At 76.6% G+C, this 23,862-nt stretch carries 20 protein-coding genes; 11 read left to right on the forward strand and 9 right to left on the reverse strand.

Going from position 1 to position 23,862, the window contains the following annotated elements:
- Positions 1-50: 50 nt before the first annotated feature.
- Positions 51-713: a TetR/AcrR family transcriptional regulator gene (locus RM780_RS21270; RefSeq protein ID WP_311632431.1), complete on the reverse strand. Its 663-nt coding sequence runs from the start codon at positions 711-713 to the stop codon at positions 51-53.
- Positions 714-843: 130 nt separating this feature from the next.
- Here RM780_RS21270 and RM780_RS21275 point away from each other — a divergent pair, with 130 nt between their 5' ends.
- The gene (locus RM780_RS21275) at positions 844-2,817 is read left to right on the forward strand and encodes an ABC transporter ATP-binding protein (protein ID WP_311632432.1); all 1,974 of its coding nucleotides are present in this window, start codon (positions 844-846) and stop codon (positions 2,815-2,817) included.
- 62 nt (positions 2,818-2,879) lie between these two features.
- Here the strand turns inward: RM780_RS21275 and RM780_RS21280 are convergent, their stop codons facing one another.
- The gene (locus RM780_RS21280; protein ID WP_311632433.1) at positions 2,880-3,539 is read right to left on the reverse strand and encodes a response regulator transcription factor; all 660 of its coding nucleotides are present in this window, start codon (positions 3,537-3,539) and stop codon (positions 2,880-2,882) included.
- Positions 3,536-4,849, reverse strand: a complete 1,314-nt coding sequence (locus RM780_RS21285; protein ID WP_311632451.1) for a sensor histidine kinase — start codon at positions 4,847-4,849, stop codon at positions 3,536-3,538. Before RM780_RS21285 ends, RM780_RS21280 begins: the two co-directional genes overlap by 4 nt.
- A gap of 170 nt (positions 4,850-5,019) precedes the next feature.
- Between RM780_RS21285 and RM780_RS21290 the strand changes: the two genes are divergently transcribed.
- Entirely contained in the window at positions 5,020-5,697 is a 678-nt protein-coding gene (locus tag RM780_RS21290) for a class I SAM-dependent methyltransferase (protein WP_311632434.1), read from the forward strand.
- Positions 5,698-5,799: 102 nt separating this feature from the next.
- Here the strand turns inward: RM780_RS21290 and RM780_RS21295 are convergent, their stop codons facing one another.
- Positions 5,800-6,435: an ArsR/SmtB family transcription factor gene (locus tag RM780_RS21295; RefSeq protein WP_311632435.1), complete on the reverse strand. Its 636-nt coding sequence runs from the start codon at positions 6,433-6,435 to the stop codon at positions 5,800-5,802.
- A gap of 201 nt (positions 6,436-6,636) precedes the next feature.
- On the opposite strand from RM780_RS21295, the gene RM780_RS21300 reads away from it, so the two are divergent.
- The 3 genes from RM780_RS21300 (at position 6,637) to RM780_RS21310 (ending at position 10,289) form a co-directional block, all read left to right on the forward strand.
- Positions 6,637-7,131: a cation:proton antiporter regulatory subunit gene (locus tag RM780_RS21300; RefSeq protein WP_311632436.1), complete on the forward strand. Its 495-nt coding sequence runs from the start codon at positions 6,637-6,639 to the stop codon at positions 7,129-7,131.
- 302 nt (positions 7,132-7,433) lie between these two features.
- Entirely contained in the window at positions 7,434-8,696 is a 1,263-nt protein-coding gene (locus tag RM780_RS21305; RefSeq protein ID WP_311632437.1) for a cation:proton antiporter, read from the forward strand.
- A 150-nt stretch (positions 8,697-8,846) separates the two neighbouring features.
- Positions 8,847-10,289, forward strand: coding sequence for an FGGY-family carbohydrate kinase (locus RM780_RS21310; RefSeq protein ID WP_311632438.1), 1,443 nt, complete (start codon positions 8,847-8,849; stop codon positions 10,287-10,289).
- Positions 10,290-10,302: 13 nt separating this feature from the next.
- Here the strand turns inward: RM780_RS21310 and RM780_RS21315 are convergent, their stop codons facing one another.
- Positions 10,303-11,025 (reverse strand): FMN-dependent NADH-azoreductase, encoded by a 723-nt coding sequence (locus tag RM780_RS21315; protein WP_311632439.1) that lies wholly within the window; start codon positions 11,023-11,025, stop codon positions 10,303-10,305.
- 78 nt (positions 11,026-11,103) lie between these two features.
- Here RM780_RS21315 and RM780_RS21320 point away from each other — a divergent pair, with 78 nt between their 5' ends.
- Entirely contained in the window at positions 11,104-12,048 is a 945-nt protein-coding gene (locus RM780_RS21320) for a sigma-70 family RNA polymerase sigma factor (protein WP_311632440.1), read from the forward strand.
- Positions 12,049-12,059: 11 nt separating this feature from the next.
- On the opposite strand, the gene RM780_RS21325 is transcribed toward RM780_RS21320, so the two are convergent.
- Positions 12,060-12,659, reverse strand: coding sequence for a TetR/AcrR family transcriptional regulator (locus RM780_RS21325; protein WP_311632441.1), 600 nt, complete (start codon positions 12,657-12,659; stop codon positions 12,060-12,062).
- 211 nt (positions 12,660-12,870) lie between these two features.
- Here RM780_RS21325 and RM780_RS21330 point away from each other — a divergent pair, with 211 nt between their 5' ends.
- The gene (locus RM780_RS21330; protein WP_311632442.1) at positions 12,871-14,052 is read left to right on the forward strand and encodes a lactate 2-monooxygenase; all 1,182 of its coding nucleotides are present in this window, start codon (positions 12,871-12,873) and stop codon (positions 14,050-14,052) included.
- A 33-nt stretch (positions 14,053-14,085) separates the two neighbouring features.
- Positions 14,086-14,538, forward strand: coding sequence for a nuclear transport factor 2 family protein (locus RM780_RS21335; RefSeq protein ID WP_311632443.1), 453 nt, complete (start codon positions 14,086-14,088; stop codon positions 14,536-14,538).
- 22 nt (positions 14,539-14,560) lie between these two features.
- Here the strand turns inward: RM780_RS21335 and RM780_RS21340 are convergent, their stop codons facing one another.
- The gene (locus RM780_RS21340; protein ID WP_311632444.1) at positions 14,561-15,418 is read right to left on the reverse strand and encodes a helix-turn-helix transcriptional regulator; all 858 of its coding nucleotides are present in this window, start codon (positions 15,416-15,418) and stop codon (positions 14,561-14,563) included.
- 131 nt (positions 15,419-15,549) lie between these two features.
- Between RM780_RS21340 and RM780_RS21345 the strand changes: the two genes are divergently transcribed.
- A complete protein-coding gene (locus RM780_RS21345) occupies positions 15,550-16,395 on the forward strand; it encodes an SDR family NAD(P)-dependent oxidoreductase (protein ID WP_311632445.1) in 846 nt (281 codons plus the stop codon).
- Positions 16,396-16,423: 28 nt separating this feature from the next.
- Here RM780_RS21345 and RM780_RS21350 read toward each other — a convergent pair whose 3' ends face one another.
- A complete protein-coding gene (locus RM780_RS21350) occupies positions 16,424-17,680 on the reverse strand; it encodes an RNA polymerase sigma factor (RefSeq protein ID WP_394813042.1) in 1,257 nt (418 codons plus the stop codon).
- A gap of 161 nt (positions 17,681-17,841) precedes the next feature.
- Positions 17,842-19,779: a DNA primase gene (gene dnaG / locus RM780_RS21355; RefSeq protein ID WP_311632447.1), complete on the reverse strand. Its 1,938-nt coding sequence runs from the start codon at positions 19,777-19,779 to the stop codon at positions 17,842-17,844.
- A gap of 334 nt (positions 19,780-20,113) precedes the next feature.
- Between dnaG and RM780_RS21360 the strand changes: the two genes are divergently transcribed.
- Both RM780_RS21360 and RM780_RS21365 read left to right on the forward strand, forming a co-directional pair.
- Complete coding sequence (locus tag RM780_RS21360; protein WP_311632448.1) at positions 20,114-23,347, forward strand: DEAD/DEAH box helicase; 3,234 nt, start codon at positions 20,114-20,116, stop codon at positions 23,345-23,347.
- Positions 23,334-23,862: SWIM zinc finger family protein (locus tag RM780_RS21365; protein ID WP_311632449.1), on the forward strand; the 529-nt coding region annotated here is incomplete at its 3' end. The genes RM780_RS21360 and RM780_RS21365, both read left to right, overlap by 14 nt.

Here is a 23,862-nt window from a genome sequence, read left to right on the forward strand (position 1 = left end):
AGCGGTGATTACATCGGCGGGTCCCAGCCTGACCCCGCCCGCCGGGCGCGTCAATCCCCGGGAGCCGGCGGTCCGTTGTCCGCCTCTGTGATCCTCGCTACGCCGTGCGCCAGGGTGTCGAGAAGCTGATCGGTGAGCGTCCCGGCCGCCTCCGGGGGCAGGAAGCCGTCGACGATCATCTGGGAGAGGCCGTAGACCAGCGCCTGCCCGGCCAGCAGCACCAGCGTCGGGTCCCCCGGCCGCAGCGTTCCCGCCCGCTGCCCCTCCGCGATGGCCTCCAGGCCCATGGCCTCGAACCCCGCCAGCAGCGGCCCGAGTTCGGGGTCGCGGCGCGGGCCGTACACCGTCTCGCGCAGCAGCTCGAAGCGGTGCGGGTGCGCGGCGGCGTACCGCACGAAGCCGCGCCCCAGCGCCCACGTCGGGGGCCGCCCGGGAACCTCCTCGGCCAGCGCCGCGCACTGCAGCTCGGTGAAGTCCCGGATCACCTCGGCCGCCACCGCGCGCAGCAGGGCCCGCCGGTCGGCGAAGTGCCGGAACGGCGCGCCCGGCGAGACCCCGACCCGCCGCGCCGCCTCACGCACCGTCAGGGCCTCCAGCCCGCCCTCATCGAGGAGTTCGAGCGCCGCGAAGGTCAACGCCTCACGCAACGACCCGTGGTGATACCCGCCCCGCCCCGCCGACTCCACCGGGCCACGCCCGCCGCTCGCGTTCATCCGGCGAGTGTTACCACACCCGGGCGGTCGCGTCAGCAGGCCGTCCCGCGCGGGGGGTTCGTGCCTTACGGTAGTCGGGCCGTCACCGTTTGGCCGGGGCGGTCTCCGGGCGAGGGGACGAGGTGAGGCGATGGACGCGGACGGTTCGGCCGCGCGGGACGGGGGTGCCCCCGAGGGCGGGGTGTCCGAGGCCGAACGCGAGTTGTTCGGCGGGGCGTTGGTCTACGACACCTCCTGGGCCCGGTACGAGGAGGAGCGCTACCAGCTCGGCCTGCGCACGATGGTGGGCGGGACGCCGCGCCTGGTGGGCACGGCCGTGAGGCTGGCCTGGCGGGCCGACCGCCGCGCGACCCTGCTGGTGGCCGCCGCCGAGCTGGGCCGCAGCGCCACCCAGGCCGTCGCCCTGCTCGGCGTCAACCGGCTGCTGGCCACGCTGCTCGCGGAGGGGGAGATGGCCGGGCGGCTGCGGGCGGCGCTGCCGGTGGCCGTGCTGCTGGGCTGCGCGGCGCTTATCGGGGCCGTGTGCGGGGCCCTGTCCACCCTGGGCAGCGGCCCGCTGGAGCCCAAGGTGGAGCGGCTGGCCCGCGAGCAGTACCTGGAGCGCGCCTATCAGGTGGAGATGGCCGCCATGGAGGACGACGAGTTCCACCGGCTGCTGGAGTCCGCGCAGTTCGGGGCGACCTCGGCCCGCACGATGATCCGGCACTGCGTGGCCGTGGTCTCCGCGCTGCTGTCCCTGCTGGCCGCGGCCACCGTGCTGACCGCTCTGCACCCGGTGCTGCTGCCGATGCTGGTGCTGATGGTCCTGCCCCGGGCCTGGGCCACGCTGAGCGTCTCGCGCCGCCGCTACCGCAGCTTCCACCGCTGGGTGCAGCACAGCCGGGGCGCCTCGATGCTGGCGCGGCTGATGACGGACACCGACGCCGCCCAGGAGATCCGGGTGCACGGCATCGGCCCCTACATCCTGCGGCACTTCCGCGGGATGTCGCTGAGCCAGGAGAGCGAGCAGGCGCGGCTGGCCCGGCAGGCGGCGCGCACCGAGCTGCTGGCCGCCGCCTGCACGGGCGGGGCCGCCCTGGCCACCTACCTGATCCTGGCCTGGCTGCTGTGGGGCGGGACGATGGCGCTGGCCGCGGCCGGCACCGCCGTGCTGGCGATCCGCACCGGCGCCGCGCAACTCGACAGCCTGGTACGGCAGATCAACTATCTCCACGAGGAGTCCCTGTACGTCGGCGACCTCGACCGGCTGCTCGCGGAGTCCGCGCACCGGCGCATCCCCTCCGGCGGGCAGCGGCTGCCCGCCACGGTGGAGCGGGTCACCTTCGAGCACGTCACCTTCAGCTACCCGGGCGAGGGCAACGCGCCGGTCCTCGACGACGTCTCGCTGACCCTCCCGCTGCGCCGGGGCGCGGTGATCGCCCTGGTCGGGGAGAACGGCTCGGGCAAGTCCACGCTGGCCAAGCTGCTGTGCGGCCTGTACCTGCCGCAGCGCGGCAGCGTCCGGTGGGACGGGGTGGACGCCGCCGTCATCGACCGGCAGGACATCTTCGCCCGCTGCGCGGTCGTTCACCAGGACCACTACCGCTGGCCGATGACGGCCCGGGTCAACGCCACCATCTCCCGCACGGGGACGCCCGTGGACGAGGAGCGGCTGGCGCGCTCCGCCGCCCAGGCGGGCGTTGACGAGCTGATCCCCGAACTGCCGCGCGGCTGGCAGACGTTGCTCTCCCGGACGTTCAAGGGCGGGCACCAGCTCTCCGGCGGGCAGTGGCAGCGCCTGGGCATCGCCCGCGCGCACTACCGGGGCGCGCCGATCCTGATCGTGGACGAGCCCACGGCGGCCCTGGACGCCAAGGCCGAGCAGCGGATCTTCGACCAGATCCGCTCGCTGGCGGACGGCGGGCAGACGATCGTGCTGATCACGCACCGGATGGCCTCGGTGCGCCGGGCCGACCTGGTGCACGTCCTGCACGAGGGGCGGCTGGTGGAGTCGGGCACCCCGGAGGAGCTGCTGGCCAGGGAGGAGGAGGGGCACTACCGGTCCCTCTACGACCTCCAGGCCGCCCAGTTCGCCCCGGTGCCGGCGCCGCGCGGCGGGCGCTGAGGAGGGCGGGGCGCCGGGAGGTGCGGGCGCCGGCGGACCGGGCGTTGAGGAGGACGGGCCGCTCAGGCGTCCGTGAGCCCGTGGCGCGCCGCGTACAGCGCGAGGTGGACGCGGGTGGTGCTGCCGGTCTTGCGCATCAGGCTGGCCACGTGCGTCTTGACCGTGGTGACGCCGACGTGGATGCGCCGGGCGATCTCGCCGTTGGACAGGCCGGCGCCGACGCAGGCCAGCACTTCGCGTTCCCTGGCCGTGAGCTGCCCGGCCGGGTCGGGTGCCGCCGCGGAACGGCACTCGGCCCAGGAGCGGGTGGCCTGCCCGACCAGCCGCCGCAGCACGTCCGCGCTGAACGGGCTGCCGCCCGCCGCCGCCTGGCGCACGGCCTCGGTCAGCTCGGCCGGGGCCGCGTCCTTGGCGAGGAAGCCGCAGGCGCCCGCGGAGAGCGCGGGGTAGAGGTGCTCGTCGTCGTCGAAGGTGGTCAGCACCACCACCCGCGTGGCCGGGCGCTCGGCGAGGATCTGGCGGGTGGCGGCGGTGCCGTCCACCGAGCCGGGCATCCGCAGGTCCATCACGACCACGTCCGGCCGCGCGGCGGCGGCCAGCCGAACGGCCTCGGCGCCGGTGGCGGCCTCCCCGACGATGCGGATGTCCTCGGTCGACTCGCACAGCATCCGCAGCCCGGCGCGCACCAGCCGCTGGTCGTCCACGAGCAGCGTCGCGATCACGGCGTCGCCTCCCCGGAGGGCAGGGCCGGGCGCGGGAGGCCGCGCGGTGCGGCGGACCGGGCGGCGCGCCGGGAGTGGCACCCCTGGGGAGGCGGGGAGGGCGGGGCGGGCTGGGAGGCGGCCGGGAGCTGGGGCGCCGACGGCAGGCGGGCGGGGAAGGCGGCGGCCAGGCGCCAGCCGGGGCCGGAGGGCCCGGCGGTCAGCGTGCCGCCCAGGACGTCGATGCGCTCGCGCAGCCCGATCAGCCCGAAGCCGGGCCCGGCCGGGGTCGCCGGGCCCAGGCCCGCGCCTCCCTCGTCCGCGACCTCCACGCGGGCCAGGCCGTCGGCCAGGCTCACCGAGACCCGGGCCCGCGCGCCGGCTCCGGCGTGCTTGGTGGCGTTCGTCAGGCCCTCCTGCACCACCCGCAGCACGGCCAGGCCGCGCACCGCGTCCAGCGCGGCGATGCCGGGGTCCACCTCCCGCTCCACGCGCAGCCCGGCCTGCTCGCTGCGGTCGGCCACCAGGGCGACGGCGGCGGGGAGTTCGGCCGGGTCGACCAGCAGCGAGCCGGGCATGTCCTCGCGGACGGCCGCCGGGTCGCGCAGGGCGGCGACCAGGCGGCGCAGGTCGGCCAGCGCGGTGGTGGCGGAGGCGTGCACGTCGTCCAGCACGGCGGCGACCTTCGGGTCCAGGCCCGGGATGACGGCCCGCGCCACGCCCACCCGCAGGGCCATGGAGGCCACGTGGTGGGCCACCAGGTCGTGCAATTCGCGGGAGAGCTGCGTGCGTTCGGCCAGCCGCGCCCCGCGCGCGGCCAGCTCCCTGCGCTCCTCGGCCTCGCCGGCCCGGGCCCTGGCCTGCGCGAGGGCCTGCCGGGCGGCGCGCAGGTAGCCGCCGATCAGCAGCGGCCCGACGGCGACGGTGGCCACGCGGTAGAGGGTGGCGAGGACCCCGCCCGCGTCGTGGTGGTCCTGGACGATGGCCAGGTACGCCAACGACAGCACGGCCCCGGCCGCCAGGGCTTGGGGGAACGGCCTGCGCACGGCGAGTTCGAACAGCGAGACGCTGGCGACGACCTTGGCGGCGACGGGAGTCGAGTCGGTCAGGGGTACGGCAGCCACGATCAGCGCCGCCTCGGCGACCGCCACGGGCAGCGGCCACACGCCGCCGCCCAGGAAGATGACCCCGGCCGCCACCGTGACGGCCCAGTCCGCCGGGCTGGGGCGGGAGTCCTGCATGAAGAGCAGATAGCCGGGGCCGGCGGCGAGCAGGGGAATCAGGCGCGCGGGGCCGAACCGGTCGCCCACGGCCCGCCCCAGCCACGTCATCAGCACCACGGGCACGACAGTAACGCGGGTGCGCCCCGACGGTCTCCACCCGTGGGTGGAGACGTGCCTCCGCCAACTGGCCGCCGGGAGCGGCCGGGACGCCGATGCAGCCGCACGACCGGTCGCGGAGAGTGAGCGGTATTGCTGTTCGGGTGAATCGAGGGGAATCGATGGCTGAGCGTTCGGAACGCGCCCTGTTCGTAAGGGAGTTTCTGCGAGATCCGGTGCGGACCGCGTCTGTGGTGCCCAGTTCGGCGGCGCTGGCGGACCGGATGGTGGCGGCGCTGCCGGAGCGCGGCGAGCCGGTGGTGGTCGAACTGGGCCCCGGCACGGGGGCGTTCACCGAGGCGATACAGCGCCGCCTGGCCGGACGGGGCAGGCATGTGGCCGTGGAGCTGAACGACCGGATGGCCGGCCACCTGCGCGAGCGGTTCCCCGGCGCCGAGGTGGTGACGGGCGCGGCCGACGACCTGCCGCGGATCCTGGCCGGGTGCGGCATCGCCCAGGCCGACCTGATCGTCAGCGGCCTGCCGTGGACGGTGTACTTCGGCGGGGAACGCCCGCTGGTGACGACCGTCGCCTCCTGCCTGGCCCCGCACGGGGCGTTCACCCAGTTCACCTACGCGTGGACGGCGTGGACGCCCCCGGCGCGGCGGCAGCGGGCGCAGCTGCGCGCGGCGTTCGAGGAGGTCGTCCTCGGCCGCACGGTCTGGCGCAACATGCCCCCCGCCTTCGTCTACGTGGCCCGGCGCCCGCGCCCGGCGGCCACCCCGATCGCGGAGGCCCGGCGCTCCGGCGCCCTGAAGGACGGGCGCGACCACGAGGCGGTGCCGGTCAGCACCGCCTAGGGTCGCGCCGGCTCCCGCCGGAGCGGCGCGACCAGGGGCGGTGCCGGTCAGCACCGCCCCAGGGGGGCGCCACCGCGTGGGGGGACCGGGCCCGCACGGCCGTCACGGCCGTGCGGGCCCCGGTGCGTTTCCGGGGTCCAGGCCCGGCGCCTCCTCCGGGTCCGGCTCGGGGACGAGCTGCGTGATGACGGTGACGCGGGCCGCGCCTGGAGGGCCGGGCGCGCCCTCCTCCTCGCGCGGGTAGCGGGCCAGCAGCTCCCGCAGCTCCCCGCGCAGCCGCTCGGCCTCCCCGGGGGTGAGCAGCAGCCGCACGTCGCCGAGGCCGAAGGCCCGGCGCCAGGCCGGGGCCATGGTCTCCAGCTCGGCCAGGCCCTGCTGGACCCGCAGCGCCTGCGCGGCGGCCACCGGGCCCAGGCGGGAGAGGGCGGCCTCCGGCCCGGCCGGGTCCCGCTCCGATCCCGGCCCCGCCAGGTCCCGCTCCCCCGGCCGGGGCGCCCGGTGCACGGCCCGCCACCAGCGTTCGCGGGCGTTCCCGCGCGCCGTGTCCTCCGCCACCAGGCCGGCGTCCGCGAGCCGGCGCAGGTGGTAGCTGGTGGCGCCCGAGGTGAGGCCCGTCCGGTGGGCGAGGCCCGTCGCGGTGGCCGGGCCGTGGGCGCGCAGCAGGCCCAGCAGCCGCACCCGGACCGGGTGCGCCAGGGCGCGCAGCCCGCGGGCGTCGATCCCGAGGTGATCCTCCATGCCCCGGGAGCCTAGAACGCCGCGACCCTCCCCCCAAGCCGCTTCGCAGCGGCTTCTTTGCAAAGGCCTCTTGGCAGTCCCCGCAAGGGCTTTGATAAGGTGATCGCCACAGGACAGGCATCAGGGAACAAACGCCCGCGGTGGGTGTGTTGTACGGCAGAGGCCGCCGCTGCCATCGGCGGCCGTAGGAGGCACAGGCTCATGGGGATGCGTCGCACTTCCCTGCCGGGCGTCGGTACGCAGTACGACATCGCCACCCGAGACGGCCGCCACATCTCCGTGGTGGCCCACGAGGACGGCCGGCGTTTCGTCGGCTTCTTCGACCCCGAGGACCCCGACCGCTGCCAGGGCACGGTGCCCCTGGAGGCGGAGGAGGCGGCCAAGCTGGCCGCCGTGATCGCGCCGGACCGGACCGACGGAGTGTTCCCGGCCGGCGAGTTCGAGCTGAACCTGGTCACCGAGCGCATCCCGGTCTGCCAGGACTCGCCCTACCGTGGCCGCCCCATGGGCGACACCAAGGCCCGCACGCGGACCGGTGTCTCCATCGTGGCCGTCCTGCGCCGGACCGGGGCCCACCCCTCCCCCGGCCCGGACTACCGGCTGGAGGCGGGCGACACGCTGCTCGTCGTCGGCACCCGCGAGGGCGTCGAGGAGCTGGCCGACATCATCGCGGGCGCGGAGGCGGCCGAGGACTGACCCCGCCGGGGGCGGACCGGCCGCCCCCGGGCCGAGGGCTCACCGGACGGCGCACGGCCCGCCGCGCGCGCACGCGCGCACGCGGCCCGACGAGGGGCGCCGCCGGGGCATCGGGCCCCGGCGGGCGGACGGACTTGCACAGCGGACGGCCCGGAGGACTCCGGGCGGGCGGACGGCACCCGGCGGCGAAGCAGCCGCGGGGCGGCCGGCGGCCCGCCCTGCGGCAAACGGCGGCAGAAGGCCGCGGACGGCGGCTTGGCGGCGGCTTGGCGGCGAACGGCTAGCGGAAAGGGTGTGCGACCTTGCACGACACCACGACCATGCTCATCGAGCTCGGGGCCGTCGTGCTCGGCCTCGGCCTCGTCGGACGGCTGGCCGGGCGCCTCGGTCTCTCACCCATTCCGCTGTACCTCCTCATCGGCCTCGCCTTCGGGCACGGCGGCCTGGTCCCGCTCTCCACCACCGAGGGCTTCATCGAGGTGGGCGCCGAGATCGGCGTCATCCTGCTGCTGCTGATGCTGGGCCTCGAATACACGGCCACCGAGCTGGTCGACAGCCTCAAGTCCCAGTACCCCTCGGGCATGGTCGACCTGGTGCTGAACGCCACACCCGGCGCCGTCGCGGGCCTGCTGCTGGGCTGGGGGCCGGTCGGGGCGCTGGCGCTGGCCGGCGTCACCTACATCTCCTCCTCCGGCGTCATCGCCAAGGTCCTCACCGAGCTGGACCGGCTGGGCAACCGCGAGACGCCCGTCATCCTGGGCATCCTCGTCATCGAGGACCTGACCATGGCCGTCTACCTGCCCGTGCTCTCCACCGTGCTGGCCGGGGTCGGCCTGGCCGCCGGAAGCATCACGCTGGCCGTCGCGCTGGGCACGGCCGGCATCGCCCTGTTCCTGGCGCTGCGCCACGGCCGCGTGATCAGCCGGGCCGTCTCCTCCGACAACCCCGAGATGCTGCTGCTGGTCGTCCTCGGCCTGACCCTGCTGGTCGCGGGCGTCGCGCAGCGGCTCCAGGTCTCGGCGGCGGTGGGCGCGTTCCTCGTGGGCATCGCGCTCTCGGGCGAGGTCGCGCACAACACGCGGCGGCTGTTCACGCCGCTGCGCGACCTGTTCGCCGCCGTCTTCTTCGTCTTCTTCGGGCTGTCCACCGACCCCACCGAGATCCCCCCGGTGCTGCTGCCCGCGCTGGCCCTTGCCCTGGTCACGGCCGGCACCAAGATCGCCACCGGGTACTACGCGGCGCGGCGCTCCGGGATCGGGCCACGTGGCCGCTTCCGGGCGGGCGGCGCGCTGGTGGCCCGGGGCGAGTTCTCCATCGTCATAGCGGGCCTTGCCTCCGCGACCGAGCCACGGATCGCGCCGGTGGCGACGGCCTACGTCCTGATCCTGGTGATCCTGGGCCCCTTCGCCACCCGCTGGACCGAGCCCGTGGCCCGCCGCCTGCGCGAGCGCCGCACGAGCGGCCGGGCCTCGCGGCAACCGGCCGCCGCAGCCCCGGTGACGACGGCCGAGTCCCCCACGAACCGGGTGGGCGGCGACGTCCACGCCGCCGAATCGGGGGCCTGAGGCCGGGGCCGGCGCGGCCGGGACCCGGAGCAGGGCGGGCCCGGCCGGCGCCCGGAAACGTCACGCTCGTGACCGTGTCCTGTCACGGGCGTGAGGCGACGGGGACCTGACCCCGGCCCGGCCCCGGGTCGTGCGGCATGATCTGGGGTTATGGGATTGGTTGCCGGTCTTGCCTGTTCGCCCGAGGACACCCGGATCGTCGTCTGCGACGCCGACACCGGCGAGGTGGTGCGGCACGGGCAGGCGCCGCACCCCGCCGGTGAGGGCGCGCCCGAGGCGCCCGAGTCGTGGCTGCACTCGCTCGGCGAGGCGGCCGGGGGCGGCGTCCTGGAGGACGTCACCGCCATCGGCGTCGCCGCCGGGGCCACCGGCGTGGTGACCCTCTCCGCCGAGGGCACGCCCGTGCGGCCCGCGCAGCCCGACGACGGCCGCGCACAGCCCGCCGCCCTCGCGCTGGTGGACGCGCTGGGTGGCCGCGCCGCCTGGGCCGAGGCGGTCGGCTGCGTGCCGCAGCCCGGCCAGCCCGTGACCCAACTGCGGCGCCTCGCCCGCGAGGAGCCCGAGGACGCCCGGCGCGCCACGGCCGTTCTCCAGGCGCAGGACTGGCTGGTGTGGCAGCTCCTGGGCCGGCCGCAGCGCTGGACCACCGACCGCGGCGGCGCCTCCGCCACCGGGTACTGGTCGGCCGGCTCCGAGGCGTGGCGGTACGAGCTGGCCGAGCTGGCCATCGGGCACCCCGTCGCGCTGCCGGACGTCCTCGGCCCCGCCGAGGCCGCGGGCCGCACCCCCGAGGGGCTGCTGATCTCGGCCGGGACGGGTGAGCTGATGGCCGCAGCGCTGGGCCTGGGCCTGGGCCCCGGGGACGCGGTGGTCTCGCTGGGCGCCTCGGGCTCGGTGTGCGCGGTGCACGAGGAGGCGCTGACCGACCCGTCCGGCACGATCACCTCCTACGCCGACGCCACCGGCCGCCACCTGCCGATCGTCCGCACGCTGAACGCCACGCGCGTCCTGCGCGGAACGGCCGACCTGCTCGGCCGCGACCTGGCGGGCCTGTCCGAGCTGGCCCTGGCCTCCACGCCCGGCGCGCACGGCCTGGTGTTCCTGCCGTACCTGGCGGGCGAGCGCACCCCCGAACTCCCGCACACCGCCGGGACGCTGGCCGGCCTGCGGCGCGAGTCGATGCACCCGGAGCACCTGGCGCGCGCGGCGTTCGAGGGGATGCTGTGCGGGCTGGCCGACGCGGCGGACGTGCTGCGCAAGCGCGGGGTGCGGATCGAGCGGGTGTTCCTGCTGGGCGCCGCGGCGGAGCTGCCGGCCGTTCAGGCGCTGGCGCCCGCGCTGTTCGAGGCGCCGGTGGTCATCCCGGCCCCGGCGGACTACACCGCGCTGGGCGCCGCCCGGCAGGCGGCGTGGGCGCTGGGCGCGGCCGAGGGCGCCGCCTGGGCCGGGGAGCCGCCCGCGTGGCCGGCCGCCCCCGGCGAGACCCTGGAACCGGGCGAGGACGCCGCGGCGCGGGGCACGGCGGTCCGCGCCCAGTACACGGCCGTCCGCGACCAGACCCACCCGGGGGCGTTCGACGGCCTGGGAGGCTGAGGCGCCGTCCCCGCTACCGGGCGAGGGCAACGGCCCGGGCGCGGGCGCGTTCCGCGGAGCGCGCTGCCTGGTCGCGGAAGGCGGCCAGCGCCGGCACGTCCCCGGCCCGGGTGAACTCGGCGGTCACCGCGTGCAGGTCCTTGCCGTCCACGCCCAGGGCGCCGAACAGGGCGCGCAGATAAGGGAGCTGGAAGTCGCAGTCCTCCCGGGGCGAGCCCGGCCCGTAGCCGCCGCCCCGGGCCAGGGCCAGCACCACCCGCGTTCCGCGCAGCAGCGAGTCCCCGGTGTCCGGGTCGGTGAACGCGCCGGGGAAGCACACCCGGTCGATCCACGCCTTCAGCGCGGCCGGGACCGCGAAGTTGTACATCGGGACGCCGATCAGCAGGATCCCGGCCTCGCGCACCTCCTCGATCAGCGGCCGGGTCCTGGCCCATTCGCGCTCCTCGTCGGCGGTCGCCGCCAGGGCCGCCACCTCCCCCGGGGACCGGGCGCCGTTCCGCTCCGCGCGGCGGCCGAGCGCGGCGTAGGCGGCGGTCAGCGGCGGCACAGGCTCGGCGGCCAGGTCGCGGTAGCGGTAGCGGTAGGCGGGGCGGACGCCGGCCGCCTCGTGGCGTTCCCGCCAGGTCCGCGCGAACAGCGCGGTCAGCTGCCGGGTGACCGCCTCGACGGGGCCGTCCGCGCTGGAGTCGAGGTGCAGCAGCGAGGGGGCGGCGGCTTTCGGGGTGACGTCGGTCATGGTGGGCTCCTCTCCCGTCACTCGGGCGCGCCGGGGCGCGTCAACGGGGTGACGGGGCACGGCGAGGAAAGGTGACCGATGGGCGGGCCGAGGGAAACGCGGGCGGCGGGGAAGGCCGGGCCGCCGGGGGCGGCGGAGGCGGGGCTGGCGGAGCGCTTCGAGGCGGAGCGCCGCCCGCTGCGCGCGCTCGCGCACCGGATGCTGGGCTCGCGCGCCGAGGCCGAGGACGCGGTGCAGGAGGCGTGGCTGCGGCTGAGCCGGGTGGACGCTGACGCGGTGGAGAACCTGCCGGGCTGGCTGCGCACGGTCGTGACCCGGATCTGCCTGGACGCCCTGCGCGCCCGCCGGGCCCGCCCCGAGGAGCCGGCCGGGGAGGAGCTCCCCGAGGGCGCGGGGGTATCCGGCGCGGGCCAGGACCCGGAGGAGGAGGCCCTGCGGGCGGAGGAGGTGGGCCGGGCGCTGCTGGTGGTGCTGGAGCGGCTGGGCCCCGCGGAGCGGGTGGCGTTCGTGCTGCACGACACGTTCGCGGTGCCGTTCGAGGAGATCGCTCCCCTGGTGGGGCGCACGCCGGTGGCCGCGAAGCAGCTCGCCAGCCGGGCGCGGCGGCGGGTGCGCGGCGCGGCCGGGGTGCCGCAGGCCGAACTGGCCCGGCAGCGGCGGGTGGTGGAGGCGTTCCTGGCCGCCTCGCGCGGCGGGGACGTCGCCGCTCTGCTGGCCGTGCTGGCCCCGGACGTGGTGCGGCGGGCCGACGCGGCGGCGCTGCCGCCCGGCCGGGCGGCAGAGGCCCGGGGGGCGCGGCGGGTCGCGGAGGAGATCGCGGCCCTGGGCGGGGGCGCGCTGTTCGCCGAACCCGCTCTGGTGAACGGCCGGGTGGGCGCCGTCGTGGCCCCGGGCGGACGGCTGCGGCTGGTGCTGTCGTTCGCCTTCACGCCGGACGGGGGCGCGGTGGCCGGCTACGAGGTGATCGCCACGCCGGAGCGGCTGCGCCGCCTGACCCTCGCGCTCGTGCCCGCGCCGGACTGACCGGGGCGGCCTCAGCCGGTCCCCGCTTCCCCCGCCGCCGCCCGCGCGGCGAGCGCGAGGAGCGTTTCGGTGACGATGCGCCGCAGCTCGTCGCGGGGGACCTCGCGGGTCTCCAGCCAGTCCAGGGTCAGCGCGCGGGTCATCAGCACCCAGCCGCGCACCGTCACCCGCAGCCGGGGCGTGACGCTCAGGCCCTCCCCCTGGAGCTGGCCGAGGATGCGGTCCTCCTGCCGCCGCACGCCGTCGGCGATGATCGCCCGGACCTCCTCGTCCGCCGAGGCGGCGCCCGCGGTGGCGGCGCGGACCAGCGGGGCGTTCGCCTCGACCAGCCGGAGGTAGGCGTCGACCCCGGCGGCCACGCGCTGCGGCAGGGGCAGCGACGGGTCGGGCTCGGTCAGGGCAAGGATCTGCTCGTCGCCCGCCCGCACCACCTCGCGGAACAGCTCGCGCTTGGTCGCGAAGTACCGGTACATCAGGCCGCGGGAGACGCCGGCCAGGGAGGCGATCTCGTCGATGGACACGTCGTCGTAGGGCCGTTCGGCGAACAACTGGGCACCGATGCCGAGCAGTTGTTCGCGACGGCTGGCGGGGGCGAGGCGCGTGCGATTCATCGCGGCCAGTCTAATTGACAACGGTTCACTAGCACCCGCCGTGACGGCACCCGCACGGGCCCGCCGCCCGCCTCCCGGCGCGCCCTGGACGTTGCGCACCGCCGCCGCCAGGATGAGGGGTCGCGAGGGCGCGCGCCAGGGCGTGCGGCGCGCGGGCCGGGCGCGCAGAGCGCGGCGGCAGGGCCGGAACAGGCGAGGGACGGGACGCGGGATGGCACCGGGACACTGGGCGGACTTCCAGTACGAGATCTACCTCAACGGCCTCACCGGCGCCGTTCCCCGGCTGCCGGCCGACCTGACACGCCTGGAGGCGATGGTCGAGCAACGCCTGGGCCCGGGCCCGGCCGGGTACGTGGCGGGCGGCGCCGGGGACGGCTCCGCGATCCGCGCGAACCGGGCCGCGCTGGAGCGGCACCGGATCGTGCCCCGGATGCTGCGCGACGTCGCCGAACGGGACCTGACCACCGAGCTGCTGGGCGCCACGCTGCCCGCGCCGCTGGCCCTGGCCCCGGTCGGCATCCTCTCGATCCTCCACCCGGAGGCGGAGACCGCCGCCGCCCGCGCCGCCGCGGCCCGGGGCGTTCCGTACATCCTCTCCTCGGCCTCGTCCACGCCCCTGGAGGCCGTGGCCGAGGCGATGGGCGGGGCGGAGCGGTGGTTCCAGCTCTACTGGGGCAAGGACCGCGAGGTCACCCGCAGCTTCCTGGACCGGGCCCGCGCCGCCGGGTACCGGGTGCTGGTGGTGACGCTGGACACGCCGCTGCTGGGCTGGCGCCCGCGCGATCTGGACCAGGCGTACCTGCCGTTCCTGCGCGGCGTGGGCACGGCCAACTACTTCTCCGACCCGGCCTTCCGGGCCGGGCTGGCCAAGCCGGTGGAGGAGGACCCGGACGCGGCGGTCCTGCACTTCGTCCAGCTCTTCGGGGACCCCGGCAAGACCTGGCCCGACCTGGCGTTCCTGCGCGAGCACTGGGAGGGGCCGATCGTGCTCAAGGGCGTCCTGCACCCCGACGACGCGCGCCGCGCGGCCGAGGCGGGCATGGACGGGGTCGTGGTCTCCAACCACGGGGGCCGCCAGGTGGCCGGCTCCCTCGGCGCGGCCGACGCCCTGCCCGCCGTCGCCGCGGCGGCCGGGGACCGCCTGACCGTCCTCTTCGACTCCGGCGTGCGCACCGGCGCGGACGTCTTCCGCGCGCTGGCCCTGGGCGCCCGCGCGGTGCTGCTCGGCCGCCCCTACGCCTACGGCCTGGCCCTGGACGGCCAGGCGGGCGTCGACCACGTGCTGCGCTCCCTGCTGGCCGAGTTCGACCTCACCCTGGCCCTCTCCGGCCACGCCACACCCGCGACGGTCACGGCCGAGGATCTGGCCCCCGCCCCTCCCGGGACCACTTGACCTCAAGTGCTCTTGAAGTCGCAGCCTGGGTGCATGACCACGACCACGACGGACCACGAGGCCATCGCCCAGCTGATCAGCCGCTTCTTCCGCTTCATGGACGAACGCCGCTTCGCCGGCGCCTGGGCGGCCGACTACTTCACCGAGGACATCCGGATGGAGGCCCCGGCCGCCACCGCCGAGGACGCCGCGACGGCGCAGCGGCTGGTGACCGAGGCGCTGGAGCGCTTCGCCCGCACCCAGCACATCAGCGCCGACGTCCTCACCCGCGTCGACACCGCCGCCGGAACGGCCACCGCCTCCTGGAACGCCCTGATGACCCACATCCACCCCGAAGGCGCCGCCGCCCAGGGGGCGTTCACCGTGGGCGGCCACTGCACGGCCGACCTGCGCCGCACGCCGGAGGGCTGGCGTTTCCGCTCCCTGTCCATCGCCCCCGTCTGGACCACGGGAACGCCCCCGGTCCTGCCGTCACCCGTGCGCTGAGCCGGGCCCGCGTTCGGCCCCTTCAGTCCGTTGCCTCGCGCCAGCGGGCCGCGAGGTGGGTGCGGCTGGTGGTGCCGGTCTTGGCCAGGGCGCGGGTGAGGTGCTTCTTGACCGTGGCGACGCCGACGAAGAGACGCTGGGCGATCTGCTGATTGGTCAGGCCCTGCGCGGCCAGGGAGGCGACCTCGCGCTCGCGGGCGGTGAGGCCGAGGCCGCCCGCCGCGGCCTCCGCCTCGCGGTCGCGGGCCAGGAAGTGCGCGGCGAGCGGGGCGAGATGGCGCCGCAGCGCGCGCAGCACGGCCAGGTCGCGGGCCCCGACCCGGGGCGCGCCGCGGACGACGGCCCCGACGTAGACCACGCCCTCCGCGCCCGCGTCGACGATCATCCCGGCCTTGTCGGCGATGCCGTGGGGCCGCAGGAAGTTCTCGACGTAGGCGCGCTGGGCGGGGCCGTAGCCCGGCTCCAGGTCCCGGAGGGTGACCACGCCACGCTCGGCCAGCAGCCGGTGGGCGTAGGGCGTCATGTAGGGGTCGGAGTCGATCCAGCGCGTGGCGTACTCGGCGAGGAATCCCCGCGAGTAGCCGCTCTTGACGCCGCGCCCCTCCAGCAGCGCCTCCTCGGTGCCCGGCCCGTGCAGCACGGCCAGCGTCGAGTACCCGAACCACTCCACCAGCGCGTCCAGCAGCCCCGCGCGGAACGCCGGCAGGTCCGGCGCACGGTCCACCGCCTCCAGCACGCCGAACAGCCGCCGGTAGTCCTCCGGCGGCAGCGGCTCGCCGGCCGGGAGCCGCCGGGGCGGGGCCGGCGCGGACACCAGGGCGTGCGCGGCGGCGACCGGCCGGGCGCGGGGAGCCTGCGCGGGCGTCGGTGCCTCTGTCACCCGGCCGTTATAGGCCGGGGGCGGTCGCGGGCGCAACGGCCTTGGCGCGGACCGTCGTCCCGGGGCCGCCGTCCCCGGCTTCCACCTTCGGACCATGCCGCCCGCCCCGGCGGCCGGTGCATCGTGGCCCCATGACAAGCGCGACCGAACCCCGCCGGTGGCTGATCACCGGCGCCAACAGCGGCTTCGGCGCCGCCTTCACCCGCGCCGCGCTCGCCGCCGGCGACCTCGTCGTGGCCGCCGTCCGCCGCCCCGGGACCCTGGCCGGACTCGCCGCCGACCACCCCGGCCGGCTGACCGTCGTCCCGCTGGACGTCACCGACGCCGAGCAGTGCCGGCTCGCGGTCCAGAGCGCCGAGGCCGCCCACGGGCACGTGGACATCCTGGTCAACAACGCCGGCTTCGGCACGGTCGGCGCCGTCGAGGAGACCACCGAGGCCGAGCTGCGGCGCGCCATGGAGGTGATGTTCTTCGCGCCGATGCGGCTGACGGGCCTCGTCCTGCCGGGCATGCGGCGGCGCCGCAGCGGCACCGTCGTGCAGGTCACCAGCATGGGCGGCCTGCTGGCGTTCGCCGGGGTCGGCGCCTACTGCGCGGCCAAGGGCGCGCTGGAGCAGGCCGGCGAGGCCCTGGCGGCGGAGGTCGCGCCGCTCGGCCTGCGGGTGCTGCTCGCCGAACCCGGGGCGTTCCGCACGGAGTTCAACGGCGCGCTCCAGTCCTCGCGGGCGCTGCCCGACTACGACGCGACCGTCGGCCCGGTGCGCGAGGGCCTGGCCACCGGCCACGGCACGCAGCCGGGCGACCCGGACAAGGCCGCCGCCGCCCTGCTCACCGCGCTGGCACTGCCGGAGCCGCCGCTGCGCCTGGCGCTGGGCGACGACGCCGTCTCCGCCATCCGCGCCAAACTCGCCCGCGTGGAGGCCGACATCGCCGCCACCGAGCACTTCACGACGGGCACGGCCGTCAACTTCCCCTGAGCGCCGGCTCTCCGGGCACCCGCGCGGCTCAGTCGAGGTAGCCGCGCAGCTGCTCCGCGTACGCGTGGCCGCGGAGCTTGCCCAGGGTCTTGTGCTCGATCTGGCGGATGCGCTCGCGGGTGACGCCGAAGAGGCGGCCGATCTCCTCCAGCGTGCGGGGGCGGCCGTCCACCAGGCCGTAGCGCAGCTCGACCACGCGGCGTTCGCGGTCGGCGAGGGTGGACAGGACGGCCTCCAGCTGCTCGCGCAGGAGCAGGAAGGCCGCGGACTCGGCCGGGGAGGGCACGTCGGTGTCCTCGATGAGGTCGCCGAGGTTGACGTCGTCCTCCTCGCCGACCGGGGTCTGGAGGGAGACCGGATCCTGGGCCAGCCGCAGGATCTCGCTGACCCGGGCGGGGGTGAGGCCGAGGAGGACGGCGACCTCCTCGGACGTCGGCTCCTGGCCCCGCTCCTGCAGGACGGTGCGCTGCACGCGGATGACGCGGTTGATCAGCTCCACGACGTGCACGGGAACGCGGATGGTGCGGGCCTGGTCGGCTATCGCGCGGGTCATGGCCTGTCTGATCCACCAGGTCGCGTAGGTGGAAAACTTGAATCCACGCGTGTAGTCGAACTTCTCGACGGCGCGGATGAGGCCGAGGTTGCCCTCCTGCACGAGGTCGAGCATGGTCAGGCCGCGGCCGATGTACCGCTTGGCGACGGAGACCACCAGGCGCAGGTTGGCCTCGATGAGCTGCCGCTTGGCCACCCGGCCGCGCACCACGAGGCGGTCCAGGTCCAGCGCGAGCCGGTTGTCGAGCCCGCCGGCCGCGGCGGCGGCCAGCAGCCGTTCCTCCGCGAACAGGCCCGCCTCGATCCGGCGCGCCAGCTCCACCTCGTCCGCGGCGGTCAGCAGCGGGATGCGGCCGATCTCCCGCAGGTAGAGGCGGAAGAGGTCGGCGGAGGCGCCGCCGACGGCCGCGTGGGGGGCGGGGCCGAGGCGGGGCTCGCGCAGCGGCTCGTCGTGCGGTTCCGCCTCCGGCTCGTCGTCGACGTCCGGCCGCGGCCCGGTGCGAACGTCCGCGTGCGGCTCGTCGTGTGACTCCAGGGGCGGCGCCCCCGTGGTCGTCAGGGGGAGCGTGGGGGACGTCTGCACGAGCGGCCTCCTGGGTGGTGCCGGGGGGTGGGCTGGAGCGGAGGCCGGGTCCCCGGGTGCGGGACTCGGCCGGCGGTGGCCCCCAGTCGGGGAAGCGGGGAGGTGACGCGGATGAGGCGGTCGGGGACGGCTGAGGAGCCACACACCCAGGCTGTGCCCAACTACCGGCCAGTTAGTCTGACTTATGGGCGCGGGGTGAGGGCGGCGCGGCGGTACGGCACGGTCTGTCCGTGGCGTTCGTCCTGTCCGGAGCGCTCGCCCTCGTCCGGGGCACGTCCTGCCCGGGGCACGCGTCCTGCCCCTGGCGTCCCTCAGCCGTACAGCGCCGCGGCGCCGCGCTCCTTGAGGGCGGTGCGGTACTGCTCCAGCGCCCAGTGCTCCTTGTAGATCTCCTCCGCGCCGCCGCTGCCGGAGGTCTCGGCGCGGCGGGCCGCGGAGGCCAGCTCGGCCATGCGGCGCTCGACGGCGGCCAGGCGCACCTGGACCAGCCGCGCCTCGGCGTACACGTCCATCTCGCGCTGCTTGCGCCGGGAGACCTGCAACGGCTCCACGGACAGCTCGTTGATCAGGACGCGGAAGGTGTCGTCGGGGGCGGCCTCCCGCACCCGCTCCAGGAACTCGGGCCCGGCCGCGGCGACCCCGCCCGCCTCGGCGACGCAGCGGCGGACGGCCGCGTAGGGCGCGGCCGTGAACTCGTCCTCGCCGAAGGCGTCGAAGACCGGGGCGACCAGCTCGGGGAACTGCAACGCCAGCTTCAGCAGCTCGCGTTCCTCCAGGTAGGCGGGGCTGCGGAGATTCAGCGGGGGGCCGGTGGGCGCGGCGGGGCGGGAGGGGGCGGCCGGCGTTCCGTTCGTCTGTCGCGAGGCGGGGGCGGAACGGCCGGGGGCGGCCGGGGCCTGGCGCCCGGCCCCGCGGCGGGCGAGCTGCACGACGCGCCGCACCACCAGCGTTTCGTCCATGATGCCGAGCAGCCCGGCGAGGCGGACGGCGTACTCGTGCCGGATGGCGAGGTCCTTGATCTGCGCGACGATCGGCGCGGCGAAGTCCAGCGCGGCGGACCGGCCCTCGGCCGTGTCCAGATTGTGCTGGCGAACGATCGACTCGATGGCGAATCCGAACAGTGGCGACCGGCTCTCGATCAGCTCGCGCACGGCCTCGTCGCCCTGGGCGATCCGCAGCTCGCAGGGGTCCATCCCGCCCGGGGAGATCGCGATCGAGGTGCGGGCGGCGAACTTCTGATCGTCCTCGAACGCCCGAAGCGCGGCCTTCTGCCCGGCCGAGTCGCCGTCGAAGGTGAAGACGACCTCGCCCGCGCTGTGCGAGCTGGAGGAGTCCATCAGCACGCGCCGCAGGATCTTGACGTGCTCGCCGCCGAACGCCGTGCCGCAGGTGGCGATGGCGGTGGTGACCCCGGCGAGGTGGCAGGCCATGACGTCGGTGTACCCCTCGACGACGACCGCGCGGTTCGTCTTCGCGATGTCCCGCTTGGCCAGGTCGATGCCGTAGAGCACCTGGGACTTGCGGTAGATGGGGGTCTCGGGGGTGTTCAGGTACTTGGGGCCGTTGTCGTCCTCGCGGAGCTTGCGGGCGCCGAAGCCGACGACCTCGCCCGTGATGTCCCGGATCGGCCAGATCAGCCGCCCCCGGAACCGGTCGATGGGCCCGCGCCTGCCGTCCTGGGCCAGCCCCGAGGTCAGCAGCTCCCGGTCGGTGAAGCCGCGCCCGCGCAGGAACCGCACCAGGTGATCCCACCCGGCCGGCGCGTACCCCACGCCGAACCGCTCGGCCGCCTCCTGCTCGAACCCGCGCTCGCGCAGGAACGCCCGCCCGATCTCCGCCTCGGGCGAGGCACCGAGCTGCTCCGCGTAGTAAGCCGCCGCGACCTTGTGCGCCTCGACCAGCCGGGTTCGCTCCCCCTGCTGACGGCCGGGGCTGTACCCGCCCTGCTCGTACCGCAGCGTGATCCCGGCCTGCGAGGCCAGCCGCTCCACGGCCTCCGAGAACGACAGGTGCTCCATCCGCATCACGAAGGCGAGGGTGTCCCCGCCCTCCTGGCAGCCGAAGCAGTGATACAGCCCCTTGCTCGGACTGACGTGAAAGGAGGGCGACTTCTCATCATGAAACGGACAAAGCCCCTTGAGATTCCCCCCACCAGCGGGCCGCAGTTGCAGATACTCGGACACGACGGCATCGATCGGGACCGCGTCCCTGACCGCCTTCACATCCTCGTCATTGATCCTGCCCGCCACGCTGGAAGTCTACGGCGCGCCTGTGACACGCGGTCCCGGCCGCCGAGCCCGGACGACGGGGCCGTGCCCCCCCCCGTGCCGCGCCTTCGCCCGCCGACCTGACGGTCGGGACGCGACAGCCGGTCGCCCGGCTCCGCCGCGCCGAAGCCCCGCCGCCGCAGGCGGAGCGGACGGCCGCGCCGCCGGCGGGCCCCGAGCCGCTCCCGCCCGTCCGGCCCGGCCCCCGCGGCCGGCGGACCGGGTTGTCAGTGGGGCGTCCTACGCTGGAGCTCGGTTCACCTCCGCGGAGCCGGACCGGCCGGCTCGCAGGACATCGCACGGAAAGGGGGCGGACATGAGAGGGGACGCGTTCGCCCTGCACGGGCTGTGGCGGCGGGATCAGCGGCTCGCGCTGTGGGCGGAGGCCCCCGGCGCGCCCGCCGGGCCGCCCGCGGGGCCCGTGCTGCCCGCGCCGCACCCGTTCGCCGCCTCCGGCGGGCTGATCGCGCGGCTGCTCTCCGGCGCCGGCCCCGGCCTGGAGTGGCTGGCCGGCCGCGCCGAGTCCGGCAGCAGCCGCCTGCTGCTGCCCACCCTCGACGGCCGCCCGCTCCCCTCCCCCGAGCTGGCCCCCGGCGGGCCCCCCGGCCGGGCCGCGCTGCGGCCGTGGCGCGTGCCCTGCCTGGTGTTCGGCCCGGCCGACGCCGCCCAGCTGCTGGGCGCCCTGCACCCCCCGCGCGGCGGCGCCACCCTGGTCACCGAACTGTCCAGGACCGAGCCCGTCGAGGTCCCCTACGGCGCCTCCCTGCGCTGGCTGACCGAGGCCCACGACCTCGCCTGGCGCATGGCAGGGCGCGGCCAGGTGCTGCCCGTCCTGCGCAGCGGCCCCGGCAGCGACGGGACCGCCGAGGCCCGCTGGCAGCCCGCCCCCGACGGCCCCGGGCTGCGCGAGATCGCGGCCCTGGCCGCCCGCGTCCCGCCCGTGGCCCGCGCCGAGTGGGATCCGGCCGCCCACCCCCAGGGCCGCGCCGGCGCCGAGCTCACCGACGCGCTGCTCGACCGCCTCACCGACGCCGAGGTCCGCGCCGCCCTGGAGGACTCCCCGCCCCTGCTCCCCGGCGGCGAGCCGCGCCCCGGGGACGCCGCCGAGCTGTGGCTGAGGGCCCTGACCAGCGCGGACGCCCGCATTTTGGGCGCCGGCCGGGGCGAGCTGAACGCCCTGCGCGCCCGCCTGGCGGCCTGGCACGCCACGGCCGGCCCGGCCGACGCCGAGCCCCTGCGCCTGGCGTTCCGCCTCGCCGAGCCGCTGGGGGGCCACGCCTCCGAGGACGACTGGCGGCTGCTCTTCCTGGCGCACCCCGCCGAGGAGCCGACGCTGCTGCTGGCCGCAGCCGAGCTGTGGCAGGACCCGCCCGGAGCTGCCCTGGCCGCCCTGGAGGCCCGGCTGGACCGCCCGCGCGAAGCGTTCCTCGCCCAGCTCGAACGCGCGGCGGCCACCTGGCCCGGCCTGACCCCGGCCCTGCGCGACGCCCGCCCCGCCGGCCTCCCCCTCACCCGCGAGGGTGCCCTCGCCTTCCTGCGCGAGGGCGCGCCCGCGCTGCTGGCCGCCGGGTTCGGCGTGGAGCTGCCGTCCTGGTGGCAGCGGCCCCCCAGGCTCGGCCTGACCCTGACGGCCCGGGCGCTCCAGCCCGGCGCCGTCGAGGTGGGCCCGCGCGTCGGGGAGGAGGCCGTTCAGGCGTTCCGCTGGCGGGCCGCCCTGGGCGACCGGCCGCTGACCGAGGACGACCTGCGCGAGCTGGCCGCCGCCAAGGCGCCGTTGGTCCGCCTGCACGGGCAGTGGACGGCCGTGGACCAGCGGCAGATCGCCGCCGCGCTCGACCTGCTGGCCCGCCAGGGCGAAGGCACGGCCTCCGCCGTGGACGTGCTGCGCGCCGTCTACCTGCCCGGGCCCGAGCGCGCCGGGCTGCCGGTGATCCGCGTCCGCGCCGGGGGCGCCCTCCGTCGCGTGCTGAACGCCCGGGGCACGGCCGCCGAGCCGCCGCCGCTGCCCACGTGGTTCGCCGCCGAGCTGCGCCCGTACCAGGAGCGGGGCCTGGCCTGGCTCGCCGCGCTCTCCCGCCTGGACCTCGGCGCGGTCCTCGCGGACGACATGGGCCTGGGCAAGACCGTCCAGCTCCTGGCCCTGCTGGCGGCGGAGTCCGAGGCCGTCCGGGGCGACGCCGTCGCGGACGGCGCGCCCCCGGGCGCGGCCGGGCGTTCCCCCACCGCGCCCGACGCGGCCGGGGCCCGCGTCGAGTCCCGCGCCACCCTCCTCGTCTCCCCCCTCTCCCTCCTGGGGAATTGGCAGCGCGAGGCCGCCCGCTTCGCCCCCGGCCTGACCGTCCACGCGCACCACGGCACCGGCCGGGCCGACGCCGAGGCCCTGGGGCACGCCGCGCGGCACGCCGACCTCGTGCTCACCACCTACGGCACGGCCGTCCGCGACGCCCACGCCCTGGCCGCGATCCGCTGGCGCCGCCTGGTCGCCGACGAGGCCCAGCACGTGAAGAACCTCGCCTCCGCCCGCTCCCGCGCCCTGCGCGCCCTCCCCGCGCGGCACCGCGTCGCCCTCACCGGCACCCCGGTGGAGAACCGGCTGGCCGACCTGCACGCGATGCTCGACTTCGCCAACCCCGGCCTGTTCGGCTCGGCCGGGTCCTTCCGGGACCGGTTCTCCGTCCCCATCGAGCTGAACGGCCGGCAGGAGCCCGCCGAGGCGCTGCGCCGCCTGACCGGGCCGTTCCTGCTGCGCCGCCGCAAGAGCGACCCCGGCGTGCTGCCCGGCCTGCCGGAGAAGCACGAGTCGACGGTGCTGTGCCGGCTGACCGCCGAGCAGGCCAGCCTCTACCAGGCCGTGGTCGCCCGCCTGCTGAGCAAGGCCGACCGCACGCGCGGCATGGAGCGCAAGGGCCTGATCCTGTCCTCCCTCACCCGCCTGAAGCAGATCTGCAACCACCCCGCCCACTACCTGCGCGACGGCTCGCGGCTGGCGGGCCGCTCCGGCAAGCTCGACCGCCTCGAAACGATCCTGGAGACAGCCGTCGGCGCGGGCGAGAAGGCGCTGTGCTTCACGCAGTTCGCCGAGTTCGGCACGATGCTGCGCGGCCACCTGGACGCCCGGCTCGGCGGCGAGGTTCTCTTCCTGCACGGCGGCGTTCCGCGCCGCGAGCGGGAGCGGATGGTCGACCGCTTCCAGGACCCGGACGGCCCCTCGGTCTTCCTGCTCTCCCTGGGCGCGGGCGGCTTCGGCCTCAACCTCACCGAGGCGAGCCACGTCGTCCACATCGACCGCTGGTGGAACCCCGCCGTCGAGTCCCAGGCCACCGACCGGGCCTTCCGGATCGGCCAGCGGCGGGACGTTCACGTCCACAAGTTCGTGTGCGCCGGGACGATAGAGGAGCGCGTGGAGGCGCTGGCCGGGGCGAAGCGGGACCTGGCCGAGGCGGTGGTCCGCTCGGACGCGGACGGCTCCTCCGCGCTCACGGACCTGTCCACGGAGGCACTGCGCGAGCTGATCACGCTCTCCACGGAGGCCGCCGATGTCCCCGCCTGACCGCGCCCCCGACTCCTGGTCCGCCCGCCTCGCCGAGCGCCTGGCCTCCTTCGGTTACGCCCTCGGGCCCGTCCGGCGCGCACTCCCCGTCCGGGGCCCGCTGATCGGCTCCGGCTCCGTCCGCGCTCAGGTGCGCGGCATGGGCGGCCACTGGCACGAGGTCTGGATCGACCTGCCGGTCTTCACCCCTCAGCAGTGGCGCCGCGCGGAGGAGTCCCTGGCCCCCGACCTGGCCGAGGGCCGCCTCCCCTCCACCCCCGCCGCCCTCGACGCGGCCTTCGCCCGCACGGGCCTCTCCCTGCTCCCCGCCACCGCGCGCGACCTGACCCTGGAGTGCTCCTGCCCGGACCGCTCCACCCCCTGCGCCCACCTGACGGCCGTCCTCCTCGCCGTGGCCGACGAGTTCGACGCCGACCCCTTCACCCTCCTCGCCCTGAGAGGCCGCGACCGCGACCGCCTCCTCACCCACTCCCCGGCACCGGCCCCACCCTCCCCCGCCCCGGCCGCCGAACTCC

It is taken from the genome of Streptomyces boetiae (genome assembly GCF_031845405.1).
GTDB lineage: Bacteria > Actinomycetota > Actinomycetes > Streptomycetales > Streptomycetaceae > Streptomyces > Streptomyces boetiae.

Coding starts and splice junctions, on each gene's coding strand:
- RM780_RS21300 (WP_311632436.1), top strand. CDS start 6,637: ATGGGGATGCGTCGCACTTCCCTGCCGGGCGTCGGTACGCAGTACGAC.
- RM780_RS21360 (WP_311632448.1), top strand. CDS start 20,114: ATGAGAGGGGACGCGTTCGCCCTGCACGGGCTGTGGCGGCGGGATCAG.
- RM780_RS21285 (WP_311632451.1), bottom strand. CDS start 4,849: ATGACGTGGCTGGGGCGGGCCGTGGGCGACCGGTTCGGCCCCGCGCGC.
- RM780_RS21275 (WP_311632432.1), top strand. CDS start 844: ATGGACGCGGACGGTTCGGCCGCGCGGGACGGGGGTGCCCCCGAGGGC.
- RM780_RS21295 (WP_311632435.1), bottom strand. CDS start 6,435: ATGGAGGATCACCTCGGGATCGACGCCCGCGGGCTGCGCGCCCTGGCG.
- RM780_RS21290 (WP_311632434.1), top strand. CDS start 5,020: ATGGCTGAGCGTTCGGAACGCGCCCTGTTCGTAAGGGAGTTTCTGCGA.
- RM780_RS21335 (WP_311632443.1), top strand. CDS start 14,086: ATGACCACGACCACGACGGACCACGAGGCCATCGCCCAGCTGATCAGC.
- RM780_RS21330 (WP_311632442.1), top strand. CDS start 12,871: ATGGCACCGGGACACTGGGCGGACTTCCAGTACGAGATCTACCTCAAC.
- RM780_RS21270 (WP_311632431.1), bottom strand. CDS start 713: ATGAACGCGAGCGGCGGGCGTGGCCCGGTGGAGTCGGCGGGGCGGGGC.
- RM780_RS21320 (WP_311632440.1), top strand. CDS start 11,104: ATGGGCGGGCCGAGGGAAACGCGGGCGGCGGGGAAGGCCGGGCCGCCG.
- RM780_RS21310 (WP_311632438.1), top strand. CDS start 8,847: ATGGGATTGGTTGCCGGTCTTGCCTGTTCGCCCGAGGACACCCGGATC.
- RM780_RS21315 (WP_311632439.1), bottom strand. CDS start 11,025: ATGACCGACGTCACCCCGAAAGCCGCCGCCCCCTCGCTGCTGCACCTC.
- RM780_RS21325 (WP_311632441.1), bottom strand. CDS start 12,659: ATGAATCGCACGCGCCTCGCCCCCGCCAGCCGTCGCGAACAACTGCTC.
- RM780_RS21345 (WP_311632445.1), top strand. CDS start 15,550: ATGACAAGCGCGACCGAACCCCGCCGGTGGCTGATCACCGGCGCCAAC.